19 protein-coding genes are annotated in these 18,920 nt (G+C 72.1%); 8 read left to right on the top strand and 11 right to left on the bottom strand.

From position 1 onward, the window contains the following. Positions 1-59 precede the first annotated feature (59 nt). Positions 60-230 carry an FIMAH domain-containing protein gene (locus tag YWW_RS38330; protein WP_425402702.1) on the top strand — a complete coding sequence of 57 codons (171 nt, stop codon included), beginning with the start codon at positions 60-62 and terminating at the stop codon, positions 228-230. 221 nt (positions 231-451) lie between these two features. Further along, entirely contained in the window at positions 452-2,680 is a 2,229-nt protein-coding gene (locus tag YWW_RS32325) for a hypothetical protein (protein ID WP_051326189.1), read from the top strand. A 53-nt stretch (positions 2,681-2,733) separates the two neighbouring features. On the opposite strand, the gene YWW_RS36175 is transcribed toward YWW_RS32325, so the two are convergent. The 3 genes from YWW_RS36175 to YWW_RS0122415 form a co-directional block, all read right to left on the bottom strand. After that, positions 2,734-3,708 (bottom strand): hypothetical protein, encoded by a 975-nt coding sequence (locus YWW_RS36175; RefSeq protein ID WP_051326188.1) that lies wholly within the window; start codon positions 3,706-3,708, stop codon positions 2,734-2,736. Next, complete coding sequence (locus tag YWW_RS0122420; RefSeq protein ID WP_026931870.1) at positions 3,708-4,055, bottom strand: GntR family transcriptional regulator; 348 nt, start codon at positions 4,053-4,055, stop codon at positions 3,708-3,710. Before YWW_RS0122420 ends, YWW_RS36175 begins: the two co-directional genes overlap by 1 nt. Positions 4,056-4,126: 71 nt before the next feature. After that, positions 4,127-5,173, bottom strand: coding sequence for an ABC transporter substrate-binding protein (locus YWW_RS0122415; RefSeq protein WP_026931869.1), 1,047 nt, complete (start codon positions 5,171-5,173; stop codon positions 4,127-4,129). Positions 5,174-5,366: 193 nt separating this feature from the next. On the opposite strand from YWW_RS0122415, the gene YWW_RS32315 reads away from it, so the two are divergent. From YWW_RS32315 to YWW_RS0122400, 3 genes are read left to right on the top strand one after another with little or no spacing between them, the layout of a single operon-like run. Further along, positions 5,367-6,380, top strand: coding sequence for a FecCD family ABC transporter permease (locus tag YWW_RS32315; protein ID WP_035699033.1), 1,014 nt, complete (start codon positions 5,367-5,369; stop codon positions 6,378-6,380). Further along, a complete protein-coding gene (locus YWW_RS0122405) occupies positions 6,377-7,429 on the top strand; it encodes a FecCD family ABC transporter permease (RefSeq protein ID WP_026931868.1) in 1,053 nt (350 codons plus the stop codon). The genes YWW_RS32315 and YWW_RS0122405 overlap by 4 nt, the downstream gene beginning before the upstream one ends. Further along, entirely contained in the window at positions 7,426-8,229 is an 804-nt protein-coding gene (locus tag YWW_RS0122400) for an ABC transporter ATP-binding protein (RefSeq protein WP_051326187.1), read from the top strand. The genes YWW_RS0122405 and YWW_RS0122400 overlap by 4 nt, the downstream gene beginning before the upstream one ends. On the opposite strand, the gene YWW_RS32310 is transcribed toward YWW_RS0122400, so the two are convergent. The 3 genes from YWW_RS32310 to YWW_RS0122385 are packed head-to-tail and all read right to left on the bottom strand — an operon-like array spanning position 8,162 to position 11,637. Then, the gene (locus YWW_RS32310; RefSeq protein WP_051326186.1) at positions 8,162-9,436 is read right to left on the bottom strand and encodes a low temperature requirement protein A; all 1,275 of its coding nucleotides are present in this window, start codon (positions 9,434-9,436) and stop codon (positions 8,162-8,164) included. The genes YWW_RS0122400 and YWW_RS32310 overlap by 68 nt on opposite strands. Before the next feature lie 29 nt (positions 9,437-9,465). After that, the gene (locus YWW_RS34440) at positions 9,466-10,872 is read right to left on the bottom strand and encodes a sensor histidine kinase (protein WP_051326185.1); all 1,407 of its coding nucleotides are present in this window, start codon (positions 10,870-10,872) and stop codon (positions 9,466-9,468) included. A 3-nt stretch (positions 10,873-10,875) separates the two neighbouring features. Beyond that, complete coding sequence (locus YWW_RS0122385) at positions 10,876-11,637, bottom strand: response regulator transcription factor (protein WP_051326184.1); 762 nt, start codon at positions 11,635-11,637, stop codon at positions 10,876-10,878. Between the two features lie 219 nt (positions 11,638-11,856). Between YWW_RS0122385 and YWW_RS0122380 the strand changes: the two genes are divergently transcribed. Further along, positions 11,857-12,693, top strand: coding sequence for an SDR family oxidoreductase (locus YWW_RS0122380; RefSeq protein ID WP_026931865.1), 837 nt, complete (start codon positions 11,857-11,859; stop codon positions 12,691-12,693). 16 nt (positions 12,694-12,709) lie between these two features. Here YWW_RS0122380 and YWW_RS0122375 read toward each other — a convergent pair whose 3' ends face one another. After that, positions 12,710-13,720: an S-adenosylmethionine:tRNA ribosyltransferase-isomerase gene (locus tag YWW_RS0122375; protein WP_026931864.1), complete on the bottom strand. Its 1,011-nt coding sequence runs from the start codon at positions 13,718-13,720 to the stop codon at positions 12,710-12,712. Beyond that, entirely contained in the window at positions 13,717-14,427 is a 711-nt protein-coding gene (locus YWW_RS0122370; protein ID WP_051326183.1) for an SDR family oxidoreductase, read from the bottom strand. The genes YWW_RS0122375 and YWW_RS0122370 overlap by 4 nt, the downstream gene beginning before the upstream one ends. Before the next feature lie 123 nt (positions 14,428-14,550). On the opposite strand from YWW_RS0122370, the gene YWW_RS0122365 reads away from it, so the two are divergent. Continuing rightward, positions 14,551-15,669 (top strand): GAF domain-containing sensor histidine kinase, encoded by a 1,119-nt coding sequence (locus tag YWW_RS0122365; protein WP_211228661.1) that lies wholly within the window; start codon positions 14,551-14,553, stop codon positions 15,667-15,669. Then, entirely contained in the window at positions 15,666-16,286 is a 621-nt protein-coding gene (locus YWW_RS0122360; protein ID WP_026931861.1) for a response regulator, read from the top strand. The genes YWW_RS0122365 and YWW_RS0122360 overlap by 4 nt, the downstream gene beginning before the upstream one ends. A 9-nt stretch (positions 16,287-16,295) precedes the next feature. On the opposite strand, the gene YWW_RS0122355 is transcribed toward YWW_RS0122360, so the two are convergent. From YWW_RS0122355 to gmd, 3 genes are read right to left on the bottom strand one after another with little or no spacing between them, the layout of a single operon-like run. Continuing rightward, positions 16,296-16,997, bottom strand: a complete 702-nt coding sequence (locus YWW_RS0122355; RefSeq protein WP_026931860.1) for an alpha/beta fold hydrolase — start codon at positions 16,995-16,997, stop codon at positions 16,296-16,298. 4 nt (positions 16,998-17,001) lie between these two features. Continuing rightward, positions 17,002-17,838 carry an aldo/keto reductase gene (locus tag YWW_RS0122350; protein WP_026931859.1) on the bottom strand — a complete coding sequence of 279 codons (837 nt, stop codon included), beginning with the start codon at positions 17,836-17,838 and terminating at the stop codon, positions 17,002-17,004. Between the two features lie 53 nt (positions 17,839-17,891). Beyond that, entirely contained in the window at positions 17,892-18,884 is a 993-nt protein-coding gene (gene gmd, locus YWW_RS0122345; RefSeq protein ID WP_026931858.1) for a GDP-mannose 4,6-dehydratase, read from the bottom strand. Positions 18,885-18,920: the final 36 nt, after the last annotated feature.

The following is an 18,920-nucleotide window of genomic DNA, read 5'->3' as shown; positions in this document are numbered from 1 at the left end:
TGGACGAGCTGCGGGACGCCTTCGAGGCCTACGCCGGCGAGCTGCGCTGGTCGGACCGGGTGATCCTGTCGCTCAAACTCTCGGCCGCCGAATGGCAGCTCGAACGCGGCAAGACCGCCCAGGCGATCACCTCNCTCGAGACCTTCGCGTTCTTCGCCGACCGCGCGGACGGTGAGGCCGGGAACGTCCTGGCCCACCAGGCCAGGCAGGTGATCGAACAGCTCAGATAACTCGACGGCGAAAGCGGGGCTCCCGGCCGGGAACCCCGCTTTCGCCGTCCCGGCCCGCCGGCAGACATGGGATGATACGAGGAATTCACCCCCACGCCTTGCGCGCTTCCCCTCCTTGCGCTTGAGTGAGGGTGGGCCAATCGCGCTCACCACCCGTGAGTTCGACCAGCACAACAGCATTGGAGCAGCTCCTCGTGCCTTTCCTCCGCCGGAGAGCCCGGATGGCGACCGCGGCCGCAGGCATCGCGGCCGTCGGCATAGCCGGGTTCACCTTCACTCCGCTCGCCCACGCCGACGAGGCGGTGGCCGTCCACATCGGCGAAGTCCAGGGTTCGATCGGCGACGACGACACCGACTTCTCCTCGCCCCTCCACGGCCAGACCGTCCGCGTCCAGGGCGTGGTCACCCAGCTGACCCTGGACGGCAGCGGCAACAGCGGCTTCTTCCTCCAGGAGCGCGCCGACGCCACCGACGGCGACCCGAACTCCTCGGACGGCATCTTCGTCTACAACGGCACCTTCGACAGCCTCCGCACCGTCGCCGGCTCGCCCGCCGCCGAGGAGCTCGGCCCGCGCTGGACCGTGGCCGTCGGCGACGAGATCGTCCTCGAGGCGGTGGTCGGCACCTACTACGGCAACGTGCAGTTCAGCGGCGGCGCGGCCTACGTCTACGACCGGGTCGACACCGGCCTCGACCCGCTCGAGATCGTCGAGACCGTCGAGGTCGACCCGCCCGACGACGCCGCGGACTCCGAGCGCTACTTCCGCCGCCACCTGGGCATGCAGCTGACCGTCCCCGCCGAGTCGGTCGTCACCGCCGGACGCGACGTGTTCGGCGCCGACGGCGAGGTCTGGGCGATGCGCGGCGACCACGAGGTGGCCCAGCGCGACGACTACTCCCAGCGCGCCTTCCGGGACGCCCACCCCCTCGACAACGTCGAGGACGAGGCCTTCGACGACGGCAACGGCTACCTGTTCGTCATCGGCTCCCTCGGTGTCAAGGCCGCCGCGGACGACGCCGAGGCGATCATCGCCCCCGCCAAGACCCACGACGTCATCACCGAGGCCGCCGCCGGCGGCGTGTACCTCACCTACGGCAAGTACACGGTCAACGTCGCCGAGGATCTCGCCCTCGAAGGCGGTCCCGAGCCGGCCGAGAACCACCCCGTCGAGGCCGCCGGCCGCGGCGAGACCGCCATCGGCTCCTACAACGTCGAGAACCTCTACGACACCCGCGACAACCCGAACTCCGAGTGCGACGACCTCGACGACCCCGGCTGCGTCGACCCCGACGACCCCGAGGGCAACGTCGACCCGCCCTTCGACTACGTCCCGGCCTCCTATGAGGAGTACGAGACGCGCATGGGCCGCATGGCCTCCCAGATCACCGAGGATCTGCACGGCCCGGCCGTCCTGATGGTCCAGGAGGCCGAGACGCAGGACGTCTGCGAGGTCAACCCCGAGTGGACCCGCGATTCGGACCTCGGATCCGACCGCCTCGTCTGCGACCTGGAGAACACCGGCGAAGCGAACGCCCACACCGACGGACGGCCCGACTCGCTCCAGGAGCTGGCGCTGATCATCGCCGAGAACGGCGGCGCAGAGTACACCGCCGCGGGCGACCTCGACGCGGGCGACACGCGCGGCATCATGACCGGCTTCCTCTACCGGGCCGAGGACGTCGAACTGCTCGACGCCGAGGCCGCCGACCCGGTGCTCGGCTCGGACCCGGCGGTCGACTACGGCACCGAGGCCGACGAGGTCAACGCCGACGTCCAGAACCCGAAGGCGCTCAACGCGGCACTGCCCGAGGACGTCCTCGGGCAGTGCACCGACTCGGGCGTGTTCGCCTGCAACGGCTCGGACGTGTTCTCGCGCCCCGCGCAGGTGGGCCTGTTCCGCTTCACGTACGAGAAGCCCGGCCGCGACAAGCACGCCGACGTCTACCTGATCAACAACCACTTCTCGTCCGGGCCGGACGGCCGCGTCCTGCACCGCACCGAGCAGGCGGCCTATGTGGCCGCGATGAGCGCCGCGATCCTCTCGGAGGACCGGCGGGCCAGCGTGCTGGCCGCCGGCGACTTCAACGTCTTCCCGCGCCCGGACGACCCGTTCGCGCCGGGCCGGACGATCGCCGGCGACTGGGTCGGCCCCTCCGACCAGCTCGCGGCGATGTACGAGGACTCGGGCCTGACGAGCCTCTACGACACGATGATCGAGGAGCACCCCGAGGCCGCGTACTCGTACACCTACATGGGACAGACGCAGACGCTCGACCAGATGTGGGCCTCGCCGTCGCTGCTCAGGCAGATCGAGGAGACGGCCTCGGCGCACATCAACGCCGACTACCCGGCCGACGCCCCCGGTGAGGAGCCGGCCTACGGCGCGTACGGCGTCTCGGACCACGACCCCGAAGTGGTCACGATCGATCTGAAGCACCTCTGCAAGTAGCCGAACGCCGGAAGGGGCGGACCGGGAGGACCCGGTCCGCCCCTTCCGGCGTCTCAGGCGGCCTCGGCCCGCTTCAGCAGGCCGTTGACCAGAGCCGCCGCCTCGGCGGCGCCGTCGACGCTGACCGCGAACTCGCGTCCGCCGGTGCGCGCGAGCACCAGGCATTCACCGCCGCGGAGCATGACCGCCGTCCTGGCCGGTCCGACCCGGTAGCCCCAGCCGCCGACGTCGGCGGGGGAGAGGTCCTCGGCGCGCGCCGAGACGATGTCCTCCAATGCGATGCGCACCCGCGGCCAGCCGAACAGGCCCAAACGCAGCTGGACGCCCCGCGCCCCCACCGTGACGGCGACCCCGTTGAACAGCGCGTACACCGCCCACACGGCAACCAGGCCGAAGGCGGTCAGCGGCACGGACGCATCCGATTCGACGATCAAGGCCGCGTAGAGCAGCAGCGCCGAGGCGGCGATGGCGAAGCCGTACGACACGGGCGATCCCTGGCGGCCCGACCAGGCGACCTTGGCGCCGGCGGGCAGCTCGGCCGCCGGAATCGCGACGGACCGGCTCGCCCGATCGGGGCCCGCGGCCAGCGCGAAGCCGACGAGGGCGCCGAGCAGCGGTGCGCCGATCGCGAACGCGGCCATGATCGCGGCGTCGCCGCCGTCGAGCACGGCCAGCTCCCACGAGGCGGCGTCGAGATTGGCGGCCGCGATGCCGCCGGTGGCGCCGATCGCCACCCCGGTCCACAGTCCGAGCCCGGCGCCGAGGGAGCGCCGCACGGCCCGGCGGCCGAGGTCGGCGCGCCAGGGGATGGACGCCGCGAAGAGGGCCCCGAGGAGGTACAGGCCGGTCAGCTGGGCGCCGAAGACGCTCGGCGCCTGCGAGCGGTCGGGCGCCGATCCGCCCCAGTGGACGGCCATCGGATCGGGCAGGCGGTCGCCGAGGAGACCGAGGACCGTCCACAGTCCTCCGACGGCGAGGGCGGCGCAGACGGCGGTGAAGGCGAGCGCGCGCGGTCGTTCGGTGAGCATCAGTCGGTCCTTTCGATCAGGGCGGCGAGGTCGGCCCGGGTGTACCCGAGCCGCTCGGCCTCGGCGACGAGCGCGCGCACCTGTTGGTGCAGCCGCGAGCGCACGTCGGCGGTCTCGGCGATGCGGACGCCGCGCCCGCGCCGGAACTCCAGGACGCCTTCGTCGCGGAGCCCCCGCAGGGCGCGGAGCACGGTGTTGGGGTTGACGTCGAGCTGTTCGGCCAGCTCTTTGGCGGGAGGGATCCGGTCGCCTGGCGCGAGGGCGCCTTCGGCGACGGCGCGCCTGATGCTCCCGGCGAGCTGCTCGTGCAGCGGGGCCGGGTCGCCGGGGCTCACTTGAAACAACATGATGCTATCTATATTAGCACCATATGGTGAAATGAAGCGGGCGGGACGGGATCCCGCCCGCTTCGCCGAGGTCAGCTCAGTTTCTGGGCGTTCTCGATCGCCTCGGCCAGCGCCTCGATGTTGCCCGCCGAGCTCGCGTAGGAGTAGACCGGCTCGGAGTGCCAGGCCGTGATCTGGCCCGCCTCGACGGCCGGCATCGCGTTCCAGGTGGGGAACTCGGCGAGCGCGTCCGGTTGCAGCGTCAGCTCGCGGGCGTCGAGCAGCAGCAGGTCGGCGGTGTACTTCCCGGCGTTCTCCCACGACAGGCTCTCGAAGTAGCCGCCGGCGCCGCCGTCCTCGTCGGGGTTGTCGGGCACGATGAAGTCGACGCCCAGCTCGGTGAACAGCCGCAGGTCGTTGGCCATCACGGGGTTCGAGGCGTAGAAGTAGTCGACCGAGCCCGAGCAGGCCAGGACCGTGATCGGGTTTTCCGCCGCGGCGGTGCGGAGCCGCTCGACGGCGGCGTCGTAGCGCTCCTTGGCGGCGGTGTTGTCCTCGGACTCGAGGTCGGCGCCGAGACTCTCGGCCAGTTCGGCGTGGCGGGCGATGACGTCGTCGAGGGTGTTCGAGCCGTCGTCGGCGGCCAGCAGCAGGGGCGGGGCGAAGCTCGTGATCTCCTCGGTGCTCTCGGCGGGCACGTACCACAGCGAGGCGGGGTCGAGGTAGTAGTGGGTCATCAGGACCTGCGGGGCGAACGCGATGTAGGCCTCGATGTCGAACTCGCCGTAAGTGTTGCCGATGATCGTCAGCTCGTCGACGGGGAGGTTCCCGGCCTGGCTGGTGGCGCTGCCGTCCTCATTGGTGGTGGGACCGAAGACACCCTTCGGCGTGACGCCGAAGTCGTGGAGGGCCGCCGCCATGCCCGTGAAGGCCACGATCTCGGTGGGCACCTGGTCCAGCTCGACGGTCTCGCCGGCGTCGTCGGTGAACGACCACGGACCGCCCGAGCCGGAGCCGCCGGAACCCTCGCCGTCCTCGCCGGTGCCGCAGGCGCTGAGGACGCCGCTGAGACCGAGGGCGCCGCCGCCCGCGAGCAGCCCGCGCCTGGCGAGCCTGACGCTGTCGACATCGAATGCCATGTGTATCTCCTTAGTGAAGGGCAGGTGACCGCAGGGATGTTTACTTAGGTTAGCCTAAGCAAACCATGCGACGGGAGCCCGGCGGGATCGCGTGTCGCCAGCCACTGCGCGGTCCAGGTGGGTGAGGAGGCCTCGCCAATTGAGCTTAGGTTAGCCTAAACAAAATAACCGACCGTCTCCCCGGAGCCTTCACTTGTCCACGACCGCCACCGGCACCCCGCCGACGACCCGCCGCGTCACCGGCCTGCTCGCCCTCACGGGCGTCCTGGCCGTGCTCGCGGTCCTCAGCGTCGCCGTCGGCTCCCGCGCGATGGACCTGGCCGAGGTCTGGTCCGGCCTCACCGACGCCGCCTCGGACGCCTACCCCGTCGTCACCGAACTGCGCCTGCCCCGCACCGCCCTCGGCCTCGCCGCCGGGGCCGCGCTCGGCCTGGCCGGCGCCCTCATGCAGGCCATGACCCGCAACCCCCTGGCCGACCCCGGCCTCCTCGGCGTCAACACCGGCGCCGCGGCGGCCGTGGTCACCGCCGTCCACTTCATCGGGATCGCCAGCTTCACCGGCACGCTCCTGGCCGCGTTCGCCGGAGCCGCCATCGCGGCAGTGGCCTGCTACCTCATCGCCGGCGCCGCCGGGGCCACCCCCGCGCGCCTCGCGCTGGCCGGAGCCGCCATCACCGCCGCCGGATACGCCTACGTCTCCGCCGTCCAGCTCCTGGACACCGCCACGCTCGAGCAGATGCGGTTCTGGTCGGTCGGCTCCCTGATCAACGCCCACACCGTCCCGCTGCCGTTGATCGTCGGCCTCATCGTGGCCGCCGGGATCGTCGGCGTGCTGCTCGCCAGGCCCCTCAACGCGCTGGCGCTCGGCGACGCCACCGCCACCGGCCTCGGCGTCGACCCGCGCGTGCTGCGGATCGCGGGCATCGCCGCCATCACCGTCCTGGCCGGGACCGCCACGGCCGCCTGCGGCCCCATCGTCTTCGTCGGCCTGGTCGTGCCGCACGTGGTGCGCGCCTACACCGGGCCCGACCAGAACTGGGTCCTGCCGTACTCGATGCTGACCGGCGCGGTGTTCCTCCTCGCCGCCGACGTGCTCGGCCGCGTCGTCGCCCGCCCCTCCGAGCTCCAGGTCGGCATCGTCTGCGCCGTCGTCGGCGGGCCGTTCTTCCTCTACCTGGTCAGCCGCAGGAAGGTGGCCCGACTGTGAGCACCGCGTCCACCCCGGTCCGCGCGGCCGTCATCCGCGTCGGCGACTACTCGGTCCGACTGCGGGGCCGGACCGTCGCCGCCGTCGCCGGTTGCGTCCTGGCCCTGGTCGCCGTCGCCTCCTGGTCGGCCTCCACCGGCACCTTCGAGCTCACCCCCGACCGGCTGTGGGCCGCGCTGACCGGCTCGGGCACCCACGCCGAGGAGTTCATCATCTGGACGGTGCGCCTGCCGCGCCTGGCCACCGCCGTCTGCGTCGGCGCCTGCCTCGGTCTGGCCGGGGCGATCTTCCAGACCCTCACCCGCAACGCCCTCGGCAGCCCCGACATCCTCGGCCTCACGCAGGGCGCCTCGGTCGGCGCGCTCGGCGCCATCGTCATCGCCGGCGCCTCCACCACCGTCGTCACCGGCTCGGCCGCGGCCGGCGCGCTCGGCACCGGCCTGGTGATCTACCTGCTCACGCGCGGCAGCGACCCGTCCGGCTACCGGCTCGTCCTGGTCGGCATCGGCGTCGCGGCGATCCTCGCGGGCGTCAACGGCTACCTCCTGACCCGCAGCGACATCGTCGACGCCTCCCGCGCGGTCTTCTGGCTCACCGGCGACCTGGCCGGACGCGACTGGGGGCAGGCCGCCACCGTCGCCGCCGTCCTCGCCGCCGGGGGCATCGCGACCCTCGTGATCAGCCGCGGCCTCGACGCGCTGCGGCTCGGCGAGGTCACCGCGGTCGGCCTCGGCGCCGGTGTGGGCGGGGTCAGGGCCACCGCGCTGGTGACCGCCTCGATCCTGACGGCCGGCGGCGTGGCCGTCGCCGGGCCGCTCGCGTTCGTCGCACTGGCCGCCCCGCACATCGCCGCGCGCCTGACCGGCTCGTCCCGCAGCTTCCTGTGCGCCGCGCTCGTCGGCGCGCTCATCGTCACCGTCGCCGACGCGGCGGCCGTGTTCGGCGTCGGCGGACGCCAGCTGCCGACCGGCGTCGTCACCGGCGTCGTCGGCGGTGTCTATCTCATGTGGCTGCTCGTCACACAGCGCAAGAAGGGGGTCATGCCGTGACCGTATCGCCAAGTCCGCTGGCCGTCGAGAACGCCACGCTCGGGTACGGGCGCCTCGCCATCAGCGAGGGGCTCACCGTCGACGTCCCCGACGGCGAGTTCACCGTCATCATCGGCCCCAACGCCTGCGGCAAGTCCACGCTGCTGAAGGCTTTGGCGCGCATGCTGAAACCTTCGGCCGGGCGGGTGCTGCTCGACGGGCGCGACATCCACTCCCGGTCCACCAGGACGGTCGCCAGGCGCCTGGGTCTGCTGCCGCAGTCGCCGATCGCCCCCGACGGGATCACCGTCGCCGACCTCGTCGCCCGCGGCCGCTACCCGCACCAGGGCATCCTGCGGCAGTGGTCGGCCCGGGACGAGGCCGTCGTCGCCGAGGCCATGGAGGCCACCGACATCACCGACCTCGCCTCCAGGAGCGTCGACGAGCTGTCCGGCGGACAGCGGCAGCGGGTGTGGATCGCGATGGTGCTCGCCCAGCAGACGCCGCTGCTGCTGCTCGACGAGCCCACGACCTACCTCGACATCACCCATCAGATCGAGGTCCTCGACCTGTGCGCCAAACTCCACCGGGAGGGGCGCACCCTCGTGGCGGTGCTGCACGACCTCAACCAGGCCGCCCGCTACGCCACGCACCTGATCGCGATGCGCGACGGCGCGGTGGTCGCCGAAGGCGCCCCCGCCGACATCGTCACCGACGACATCGTAGAGAAGGTCTTCGACCTGCCCTGCCGGATCATCGAGGACCCGGAGACCGCGACTCCGTTGGTGATCCCGAGGGCTCGCCCGAGGGACCTGGGGTAGAGGCCGAGGGCTCGCCCGAGGGACCTGGGGTAGGGTCCGAGGGCTCGCCCGAGGGACGTGAGGCAGAGGCCGAGGGGCGCCGGGCGGCGCGCCGTTCCAGCGCCAGCCCTCCGATGAGCGCGGCGGCGATGGCGCCCAATTGCACTCCCGCGTTCAGCAGTCCCGACGGCGCGAGGAGCAGGATCAGCGCCGCCAAGGCGGCGCGGTCCATCGGGCGCGGCAGCGACATCGAGGCGCGCAGGCCCGCGGTGCCGAGCAGGAACAGCGCGGCCCCGCCCGACAGCAGCAGCGCCGTCGACCACCCCAACGGCTCCGTGGCGTACCCGACCGCGTGCTTCAGGCCCGCGGCGAGCACCATGATGCCCAGCAGCACCGGAATGAACCAGTAGGACAGTCCCGCCAGGACCTTCCTGACGCGCCGCACCGGATCGGCGGTCTCGGCGAGCGCCTGCTCGGTGAGCGGCAGCTCGCGCACGAACAGTGACCACCACAGGCAGGCCGCGATGAGCAGCCCGAGGATCGTGGCGACGAGCAGGTCGGCGTCGATCGGCAGGCCCCTGGTGTAGAGGGCGATGACGATGAACGACTCGCCGAGCGCGACCATGACGACCAGCCCGTGCCGCTCGGTGATGTGCGCGGCGTGGAGATTCAGCCCCCGCTGGCTGTGCAGGAGCGGCACCGACCAGACGATGACGACGGCCAGCGCCCAGAGCAGGTGGCGCCACAGGCCGCCGGGGCCGAGCTGGGCGGCGAAGACCGCCGCCACGGCGGCCATGTTGGCGATGAAGACCGGGCCGAACGCCCGCGCGGCCTGGAGGTACATCAGGCCGTGGATGAGGACCACGACGAGCATGCCCACGGCGATCCAGACGCTGCCCTCCTCGAAGGCCGCTGGGACGCTGAGGCCGACGAGCAGCCACCCGGCCATGGCGCACAGGAGGAGGACGCGGCGGGCTGGGCGCACCGGCGGGACCGCGTTGGTCAGCCAGCTGTACCCGGCGTACATCCACCACACGAAGCCGAGCATGAGCACCGCCTGGACCAGGCCGATGAGCGGGTCGTCCGCGATGATCCAGGTGAGCTGGGTGACGATGAAGACGAAGACGAGATCGAAGAACAACTCCAGTGTGCTGACCCGGAGGTCGTCCTCGTCCTCGACCGGTTCGATGCGTTCGACGAACCACGGGGGGAGCCTATTCGCGAGCACGCGTCATCTTAACCGGTGTCCTGCGGGCGCTATTCCAGTTGCGCCTTGGGGATCCGCACCTCGACGGCCGTGCCCTCGCCCTCGGCGCTCTCCAATCGCAATTCGCCGCCGTGCCCGCTGACGATCGAGGTGACGATGGACAGGCCGAGCCCCGAGCCGCCGGTGGCGCGCGAGCGCGAGGGGTCGGCCCGGTAGAACCGGTCGAAGACGCGTCTGCGGTGCTCTTCGGGAATGCCCGGCCCGTGGTCGGCGACCCGCAGCACGGCCCAGGGGCCCTCGCTCGCGACCGAGACGTCGATGCGGGTGCCGGCGGGCGTGTGGACGCGGGCGTTGGTCAGCAGGTTCACCAGCACTTGGCGCAGCTGGCCGTCGTTGGCGACCACGGTGACCTCTTCGGGCGCGCTCAGCTCGATCGGGTGCTCGGGGTCGGCCACCTCGGCGTCGTCGACCGCGTCCCGGGCCAGCTGGCTCAGCTCGACGAGCTCGCGGTCGCCGCCGACCTCCTCGTCGAGCCTGGACAGCATCATCAGGTCGTCGACGAGGCCCGCGAGCCGGGCGTTCTCCGATCCGATGCGGTCCATGGCCCGGTCGAGCTTCTCGCCCTCGGCGGCGGCGCCGGACTGGTAGAGCTGCACGTAGCCGCCGATGGCCGTCAGCGGTGTGCGCAGTTCGTGCCCGGCGTCGGCCACGAACTGGCGCAGCCGCTCGTGCTGGCGGTCCCGCTCGCCTATGGCCTCGGTCAGGCGCGAGACCATCCGGTTGAGCGCCAAGGACAGGCGGCCCATCTCGGTGCGCGGGTCGGTGGGCGTGATGCGGTGGTCGAGCCGGCCGGAGGCGACGGTCTCGGCGTCGGCGACCATCCGGTCGACCGGATGCATGCCGCGGCGGGTGATGATCCACGCGGCCACGATGCCGATCGCCGAGACGACCAGGCCGGTGATGACGACGGTGCGTGTCAGCGTTCCGATCGAGTCGCGGACCGCGGTCAGGGGGGCGGCGACGACGAACGTGTAGGTCTCGCCGGTCCCGGTGTTGATGAAGTCCGCCGCGTACGCTCGGAACGTCATCGATCCGTCAGCGGAGTCGACGGTGAAGAACTCCTTCGGCTCGGGGGCCGACCGGATGTCCGGGAGCGGATCGTAGTCGTCGACGGTTCCGGAGTGCTGGCTGATCTCGAGCTCCCCTGAGCTGTCGAAGAGCATGAGCGCGAACTCGGATGAAGGGCCGAGCATGAGGTCGCCCGGGCCGAGCTCCGTGATCTGGACGTTTCGGGTCCACCGGTTGAGGTTGGATTCGGTGGCGACCTCGGCGAGCTCCTTGTCGACCTGCCCGGTGAGCTTCTCGGAGACGATCTGCACGGTGACGAATCCGATCACGGCCATCGCGACGAGCAGCAGCACCGCCATGGCGGCGGCGATCTTGGTCCGGATCGCCACGGCCTACTCCCTGGGCGGGCGCAGCATGTAGCCCACGCCCCGAACCGTGTGGATGAGCCTGGGACCGAGCTTGTCGAGCTTGCGGCGCAGGTAGAACACGTACGTCTCGGCCAGGCTGGACTCGGTGTCGAAGTCGTAGTTCCACACCTGCTTGAGCAGCTCCTGCTTGGACACCACGCGCCCGGCGTTGGCCGCGAGGTAGCGCAGCAGGCGGAACTCGGTGGGGGAGAGGTCGACCGCCTTGCCGGCCCTGGTCACCCGGTGGGCGGCGAGATCGAGGCTGAGGTCGGCGACGGCCACGGTGTCGTCGGCGCGCCCCTCGCCCTTGTCGGTACCGAGCGTGCGCCGCAGGACCGCCGAGACGCGCAGCGACAGCTCCTCGAGCCGGAACGGCTTCATCAGGTAGTCGTCGCCGCCCGAGCCGAAGCCCTCGCGAAGGTCGTCGGGGGTGGTGCGGGCGGTCAGGAAGATGATCGGGGTCTTGTCGCCACTGGAGCGGAGCCGGTCGGCGACGCCGAAGCCGTCGAGGCCGGGCATGTTGACGTCCAGGATGATCAGGTCCGGCCTGGACTCCTCGACAGCCGCCAGCGCGGCGGTGCCGGACGCGGCCGAGGTGACCTCGTACCCCTGGAAGGAGAGCGCCTCGACCAGCAGGTCCGCCAGGCTCTCCTCATCGTCGACGACGAGGAGCCGCGCCGGGGACCCGTCCGACCGGAGCGGCACCTCTGGAGGTGTGGCCCCGGCGGGCCCACTGCTCGAAGACATCACCGCTCCCGTCTGACTCGCGCCCGCTCGGGCGCCCGGCCAGCTTATTGCAGCCGGAGGCGGGCGTGTAGGGCTCGCGGCCGTTTCCACGGCACTTCTGGAGCGGCTCCCAGCTTCCGTTCAGCCACGCGGCGAGTCGGGGTGGCGCCGGGCCCGCCCGGCCTGTAAGTTACCCGTTAGTAGTATTCGGTGTCCACCGATCGACCTGGAGGCAGAGCAATGGAGCCAGCCGTCAACGACCACCCCCTCGCCGGGCGGGCCGCCTTCGTCACCGGCGCCAGCCGCGGCATCGGCCAGGCCATCGCCGTCGCGCTCGGCGCGGCCGGGGCCAAGGTCGCCCTGTTCGCCAAGACCGGCGAACCGCACCCGAAACTCCCCGGCACGGTCTACGAGACCGCCGCCGAGATCGAGCGGGCGGGCGGCCGGGCCCTCCCGCTCGTCGGCGACCTGCGCGACGCCGAAGCCGTCACCGAGGCCGTCGACCGCGCCGCGGCCGACTTCGGCGGCCTCGACATCTGCGTCAACAACGCCTCCGCGCTCGACCTCGCCCCCGTAGGGGAGATGAGCCTCAAGAAGTTCGACCTCATCTCGCAGGTCAACCTGCGCGGCACCTTCGCGACCATCTCGGCGGCCCTGCCCCACCTGCGCGAATCCGACCACGCCCACCTGCTCACCGTCGCCCCGCCGCTGAACACCGACCCGAAGTGGTTCGACGGCGGCCCCTACACGGCCACCAAGTACGGCATGACGATCATGACCCTCGGCGCCGCGCAGAGCGAGCCCGGCGTGGCCGCCAACTGCCTGTGGCCGGCGACCACCATCGCCACCGCCGCGGTCGAGTTCGCGCTCGGGGGGCGGCCCATGATCGAGCGCAGCCGCCGCCCCGAGATCGTCGCCGACGCCGCGCTGGCGATCCTCGCCAAGGACCCGGTCGCCTACACCGGCAACGCGGTCCTGGTCGAGGACGTGCTCGCCGCCGAAGGGGTCACGGACCTGTCCGGGTACGCCGTCGTGCCCGGCCAGACCGACTTCCAGCCCGACATCTACGTCGACTGAGCCCTCGGAGGGAGGCTCACGCGATGAGGTGGACGTCGCCGAACTCGTGCCACAGGTAGCGCGCCTCGATGGCGGCCTCGTAGGACTCGCGCAGCAGTTCGGTGTCGCACAGGGCCTCCAGCATCGACAGGTGCGTCGAGCGCGGCTCGTGGAAGCCGGTCAAGAGGCCGTCCACCACTTCGGGCGGTTCGGCGGGGGAGACGATCCGCCCGGTGTGGCCCGAGGCGGCCTCGACGCCGCCGTGCCGCACCGCGCTCTCCAAGGCCCGCACCACCGTCGTGCCGACCGCGATCACCCTCCCGCCGGACGCCTTCGCGGCGTTCACCGCCCGCGCGGTGTACTCGCCGACCTCGAACCACTCCGGGTAGGGGTCCTCGTCGCTCTCCAGCGAGGCCACGCCGGTGTGCAGGGTGATCGGGACGATCCCCACCCCGGCCGAGACCAGCCGCGTCACGATCTCGGGCGTGAACGGCCGCGCCGCGCTCGGCATCTCGGCCGAGCCGGGCACCGTCGCGAACGCCGTCTGGTAGGCCGACACCGGCCAGTCCCGGTCGATGTAGGAGTACCTGATCGGCTTGCCGTGGCGCGCCAGGTATTCGGGCACCGAGCCGAACGGCGGCCTGGTCACCCACAGCCGTTTGCCGAACCGCTCCTCGAGCCGCAGCACCGCCCCGCCGGGCAGGCGGACCCTCCCGTCCGGCACCTCGCCGAGGTACGGCCCGGGGCCGTCGCGCAGCTCCACCAGCCAGGACCCGTCGGGCCGGCTCGAGGAGAAGTGGACCCGCCATCCGTGCTTCGTCGGCACCGACGCCGGGAGCGTCGTGGAGTTGTTGACCACCAGCAGGTCGCCGGGGCGGATGAGCGCCGGCAGCTCGCCGAAACGGTGGTGAGCGATCGCGCCGGCCGCCTTGTCGGTGACCAGCATCCGCACGTCCGAGCGCGAGGCGCCGCGCACCTCGGCCGGTTCGCGAGCCTCCAGCGCCGCGTCCAGGGCGAACGCGAACGGGGAGGTCAATGTCGTGCTCATCCCGCCGTCACTCCCTGGAAACTCCGGGCCTCGATCCGGCCGCTGTCGGGCCGGGCGGCGACGATCCGGGCGATCGCCTCGGCGGCCTGACCGGGCGGTGGGGCCTGCCATGCGTCGGCCTCGCCGACGGCGTCGGCGAGCATCCTGGTGTGCATCTCGCCGGGGTCGACCGACCAGACGGCGATCTCCGGCTCCTCGGCGGCCAGGACGTTCGACAGCTGGTCGAGCGCGGCCTTCGTCGCCCCGTACGGGCCCCACGTGGCGTACGGCCCGGTGGCGGCGTCGGAGGTGATGTTGACGATCGCGCCGCGCCGCTCCCGCAGCGACGGCAGCGCCAGCTGGGCCAGGGCGATCGGCGCGCGCATGTTCACGTCGAACAGGCGCGGCCAGGCTCCCAGATCGGCCTCGCCGAGCTCCGGCAGCGGCGTCTGCCCCAGCGTCGAGGCGTTGTTGACGAGCAGGTCGATCCGGCCTTCGGCCAGTGCGATCAGCCGCTCGCGGTGGGCGGCGTCGGCGATGTCGCCCGCGAGGTGCTTCGCGCCGAGCCGCCCGGCGACCTCGGCCAGCCGGTCCGCGCCGCGCGCGGTCAGGACCAGGTCCCAGCCGTCGGCGGCGAGTCGTTCGGCGAGCGCCCGGCCGAGCCCGGCCGAGGCGCCGGTGATGACGGCGGTGCGTGCTGTCCCGTTTGCAAGAGTGTTGCTGTTCATGCCTCCGACGCTATGGACGGGCGGCGGCCGTGTCATCGGGCCGAAGTCGCGGTCGGTCCTGCACCGCAGGTCCTAAGACCAGCGTCCGAGTGCGCGGTCACCGGTTTCGACTAGGTTGGAGGAGTGACCGCATCGGACCCGGACTCCACCGCGCTGCTGCACGAGGTGTCGGAGGCCGTCGGGGCGATCACCCGCCACCTGTCGGTAGCGCAGGTGCTCGAGGTGATCGTCTCCTCGGCCCGGCGCCTCGTGGGCGCCGACTACGCCGCGATCGGCATCCCCGACGACGCCGGCGGCTTCGCCGAGTTCATCACCGACGGCATCGACGAGGAGCAGCGGCTCAAGATCGGGCCGCTGCCCCGCCAGCACGGGATGCTGGCCGCGATCCTCACCGAGACCGAGCCGATCCGCCTGCCCGACCTGCGCCGGGACCCGCGCTACCGGTGGTGGCCCAAGGCCCACCCGAAGATGGCGGCGCTGCTCGGCGTGCCCATCCGCGACGTCGAGCGCACCATGGGCATCGTGGTGCTCACCAACGACCTCGGCGGCCCCGAGTTCACCGAGGGCGACGTCGAGCTGATCGAGCTGATCGCCTCGCACGCGGCGATCGCGCTCACCAACGCGCGGCTGTACGAGCGCAGCCGGGAGCTGACCGTCGTCGAGGAGCGCAACCGGCTCGCCCGCGAACTCCACGACGCGGTCATGCAGCGCCTGTTCTCCCTGCGTCTGTCGGCCCGAGCGGCGGCGAAGCTGGTCGACACCGCCCCGGCCGAGGCCTCCAAGCGCCTGTGCGAAGTCGAGGCCCTCGCCGCCGACGCCATCGCCGAGCTGCGGGGCGTCATCGTCGAGTTGCGCCCGGCCGACCTGGACGCCCACGGCCTGGTGGAGACGCTGCGCCGCCACGTCGCCCTGCTCGACCGCCTGCACGACACCGAGGTCACCTTCACCGCCGAATCCCCGGTCGACCTCTCCCGAGAGTGCGAAGTAGAGGTCCTGCGCCTCGTCCAGGAGGCGCTCGGCAACGCCTTCCGCCACGCCCGCGCCCGGCGTGTGTGCGTGACCGTCGGCTCCGAACGCGTCGTCGTCGCCGACGACGGTGCCGGCTTCGACGCCGACGAGGCCGCCACGCGCGGCCTCGGCCTGCTGTCGATGCGCGAGCGCGCCAAGGCCATCGGCGGCGACCTCCTCCTCACCACCGCCCCCGGCGAGGGCACCGTCATCACCTTGGAGCTCGCGACATGACCGATCCCATCCGGCTGCTCCTCGTCGACGACCACCCGGTCGTCCGCCGGGGCCTGCGCGGCTACCTCGAGCTCGAAGAGGACTTCGACGTCGTCGCGGAGGCCGGCGACGGCGAGGAGGCCCTGGCCGCGATCGCCGAGGCCGGGCCCGACGTGGTGCTCCTCGACCTCAAGATGCCCGGCACCGACGGCCAGGCCGTCCTGGAGCGGCTCGGCGGCGAGGGGCCGCGCGTGCTGGTGCTGACCTCGGCCACCGAGGGCGAGCGGGTGCCCGCGGCGATCGAGGCGGGCGCGGCCGGGTTCGTGTACAAGGACATCGACCCCGACGCCCTGGCCGCGGCGATCCGGACCGTCCACGCCGGGCAGACGCTGTTCTCGCCCGCGGCGGTGCGCGGCCTCATGGCCTCCGGCGGCGCCTCGGCGGCCCCCGAGCTGACCCCGCGCGAGAGCCAGGTCCTCGGCCTCATCGCCAGAGGCCAGACCAACCGCCAGATCGCCAGGGCCCTCGGCGTCTCGGAGAAGACGGTGAAGACGCACGTGACGAACCTGCTGCGCCGCATCAACGTCGCCGACCGCACCCAGGCGGCCCTGTGGGCCGTCCGCCACGGCATCGGTTGAGCTCGCCCCTCAGCGCCGGTCGTCGATGAGCTCGGTGAGCAGCTCGGCCACCGGCTCGGGCCGGGTCATGATCGCCAGGTGGTCGCCGTCGAGGGAGCGAACCGGCCAGCCCCGCCGCTTCGCCTCGGCGGCCTGCTCGCCATAGGCCTCGCTCAGCCGCAGATAGGCACAGCGCTCGGGCGGCCACGCCTTCGGATCGGGTGCCGTCTCCCGGAAATAGGCCAGCGGCACCCGCGGCAGCTCCGCGATGAACCGCCCTCGTCGCTCGGGGTCGGGCAGGAGCCCCGCCACCACCTCGGGCGGGAACCAGTCGCTCCACTTCGGCAGTCGTTCGCCCTCGGCCAACTCGAGCAGCCGCTCGCGCATCGGCGGCGGGACCGTGTCGAACCAGGTCGCACCGGGATGGGGCAGCAGCGCATCGACGAACACCGCGCCGCCCACCCGTGGAACGGCCGCTGCGATGGCCGGAAGCAGCGCGCCCGCGCCGCTGTGCGCCACCAGCGTCACCGCCCGGCCGCCCCCCACCTCGGCGAGTCGGCGACCGACCGCGGCCGCGACCGCCGGATGGTACGGCGGGCCCGCCTCGAAGGCGCCCTCGAGCGTCGGCACGGCGACCGAGGCGCCGCGCCTCTGCAGCGAATCGGCCACCGGCTCCCACGCCGACGGCCCCGTCAGCGGGCTGTGCACCAGCACGATCAGCGGGGTGTCCATGCGTTCAGCGCTCGCCGCTTCCGGGGTCGATGCCCTGGCGCCTGCCGGTGTCCAGGCCGTCGATCCGGTCCAGCTCGTCCTCGGTGAGCGCGAAGTCGAACACGGCGAGGTTCTCGGCGATCCGCTCGGCGTGGGACGACTTCGGGATCACCACGCAGCCGCGCTGGAGGTGCCAGCGGATGATCACCTGCGCGGCCGTCTTCCCGTGCGCCGAGGCCGCCTCGACCACGGCGTCCTCGTGGAGCACCGAGCCGGTGCGCTGGCCCAGCGGCCCCCACGACTCGGTCGCGATGCCCCGCTCGGCGTGCCAGGCCCGCAGCTGGGGCTGGCCGAAGTACGGGTGCAGCTCGACCTGGTTGACCGACGGCCACACGCCGGTCGCCTCGTGGACCCGTTCGAGGTGCTCGGGCAGGAAGTTCGACACCCCCGCCGAGCGGATCAGGCCCTCCTCCTTCGCCTCGAGCAGCGCCCGGAAGGTCTCGACGTACAGGCCCTGCTTCGGGGACGGCCAGTGGATGAGGTACAGGTCCAGGTAGTCGGTGCCGAGGCGCTCCAGCGAGGCCTCCAGGGCCGCCCGCGCCCGGTCGCGGCCGTGGTGGTCGTTCCAGACCTTCGTGGTCAGGAAGATCTGCCCGCGCGGGATGCCGGAGGCGGCGATCGCGTCCCCGACGCCCGCCTCGTTGCCGTACATCTCGGCGGTGTCCACCAGCCGGTACCCCAGCTCCAGCGCCGTCTCGACGGCCCGGCGGGCCTCCTCGTCGCCGACCTTGTAGGTCCCGTAGCCGAGACGGGGGATGGAGACGCCGTCGCCTAGTCGGATCGGTGCGCTGAGATCAGTCATGCCCGCGATCGTATCCACCCGCGCGGGCCGCGAGGCCCGATATGTTCGAACCGTCACGCGTCCATGCGCAGAGCGGCGCGGTCGGCGTCGACCATGATGCGCGCCAACTCGTCCCAGTGCACCTTGGCCGCCCAGCCGGCCTCGCGCCCGATCTTGGCGGGATTCCCGATGAGCTCGGGCACCTCGGCGGGCCGCTCGTAGCGGTCGTCGTGTTCGACGTGGTCGCGCCAGTCGAGTCCGGCGTGCGCGAACGCCGCCTCCGCGAAGTCGCGGACGGTCGCGGGCCGCCCGGTGGCGACGACGTAGTCGACCGGCTCGGACCGCTGGAGCATCAGCCACATCGCCTCGGCGTACTCGGGCGCGTAGCCCCAGTCCCGGACCGCGTCGAGATTCCCCAGGTAGACCTTCTTCTCGATCCCGGCCGCGATGCGGGCGACCGCTCTGGTGATCTTGCGGGTCACGAACGTCTCGCCGCGGCGGGGGCTCTCGTGGTTGAACGCGATCCCGCTCGCGGCGAACATCCCGTAGGACTCGCGGTAGTTCACCGTCGCCCAGTGCGCGTACAGCTTCGCCACACCGTAGGGGCTCCTGGGATGGAACGGGGCCGTCTCGTCCTGCGGCGGGGTGGTCAGGCCGAACATCTCGGAGGACGAGGCCTGGTAGATCCGGGTGTCGATCCCCGAGGCGCGGACGGCCTCCAGCAGCCGGACCGCGCCGAGCGCGGTGACGTTCGCGGTGTACTCGGGCAGGTCGAAGCTGACCCGGACGTGGCTCTGCGCGGCGAGGTTGTAGATCTCGTCGGGCGCGATGTCGCGGACGAGGTTGACCATGAGGCCGGCATCGGTCACATCGCCCTTGTGGAGGAAGAGCCGCCGCCCCGACTCGTGCGGGTCCTGGTAGACCGCGTCCAACCGGGTCGTGTTGGCGATCAGCGACGAGGTGTGCCGGACGATCCCGTGGACCTCGTAGCCCTTGGACAGCAGCAGCTCGGTCAGGTACGACCCGTCCTGACCGGTGATGCCGGTGATCAATGCCGATCGTGCCAATTCACCACTCCGCGGGCGTCGGTTGCCGATGTGCGC

Source organism: Glycomyces tenuis DSM 44171, assembly GCF_000427885.1.
Classification (GTDB): domain Bacteria; phylum Actinomycetota; class Actinomycetes; order Mycobacteriales; family Micromonosporaceae; genus Glycomyces; species Glycomyces tenuis.
This window is presented reverse-complemented; position numbering and strand designations above follow the sequence as displayed.

Coding starts and splice junctions, on each gene's coding strand:
- YWW_RS0122355 (WP_026931860.1), bottom strand. CDS start 16,997: ATGGACACCCCGCTGATCGTGCTGGTGCACAGCCCGCTGACGGGGCCG.
- YWW_RS0122350 (WP_026931859.1), bottom strand. CDS start 17,838: ATGACTGATCTCAGCGCACCGATCCGACTAGGCGACGGCGTCTCCATC.
- YWW_RS0122385 (WP_051326184.1), bottom strand. CDS start 11,637: ATGTCTTCGAGCAGTGGGCCCGCCGGGGCCACACCTCCAGAGGTGCCG.
- YWW_RS0122420 (WP_026931870.1), bottom strand. CDS start 4,055: ATGTTGTTTCAAGTGAGCCCCGGCGACCCGGCCCCGCTGCACGAGCAG.
- YWW_RS0122375 (WP_026931864.1), bottom strand. CDS start 13,720: ATGAGCACGACATTGACCTCCCCGTTCGCGTTCGCCCTGGACGCGGCG.
- YWW_RS0122380 (WP_026931865.1), top strand. CDS start 11,857: ATGGAGCCAGCCGTCAACGACCACCCCCTCGCCGGGCGGGCCGCCTTC.
- YWW_RS0122360 (WP_026931861.1), top strand. CDS start 15,666: ATGACCGATCCCATCCGGCTGCTCCTCGTCGACGACCACCCGGTCGTC.
- YWW_RS36175 (WP_051326188.1), bottom strand. CDS start 3,708: ATGCTCACCGAACGACCGCGCGCGCTCGCCTTCACCGCCGTCTGCGCC.
- YWW_RS32325 (WP_051326189.1), top strand. CDS start 452: ATGGCGACCGCGGCCGCAGGCATCGCGGCCGTCGGCATAGCCGGGTTC.
- YWW_RS0122370 (WP_051326183.1), bottom strand. CDS start 14,427: ATGAACAGCAACACTCTTGCAAACGGGACAGCACGCACCGCCGTCATC.
- YWW_RS0122415 (WP_026931869.1), bottom strand. CDS start 5,173: ATGGCATTCGATGTCGACAGCGTCAGGCTCGCCAGGCGCGGGCTGCTC.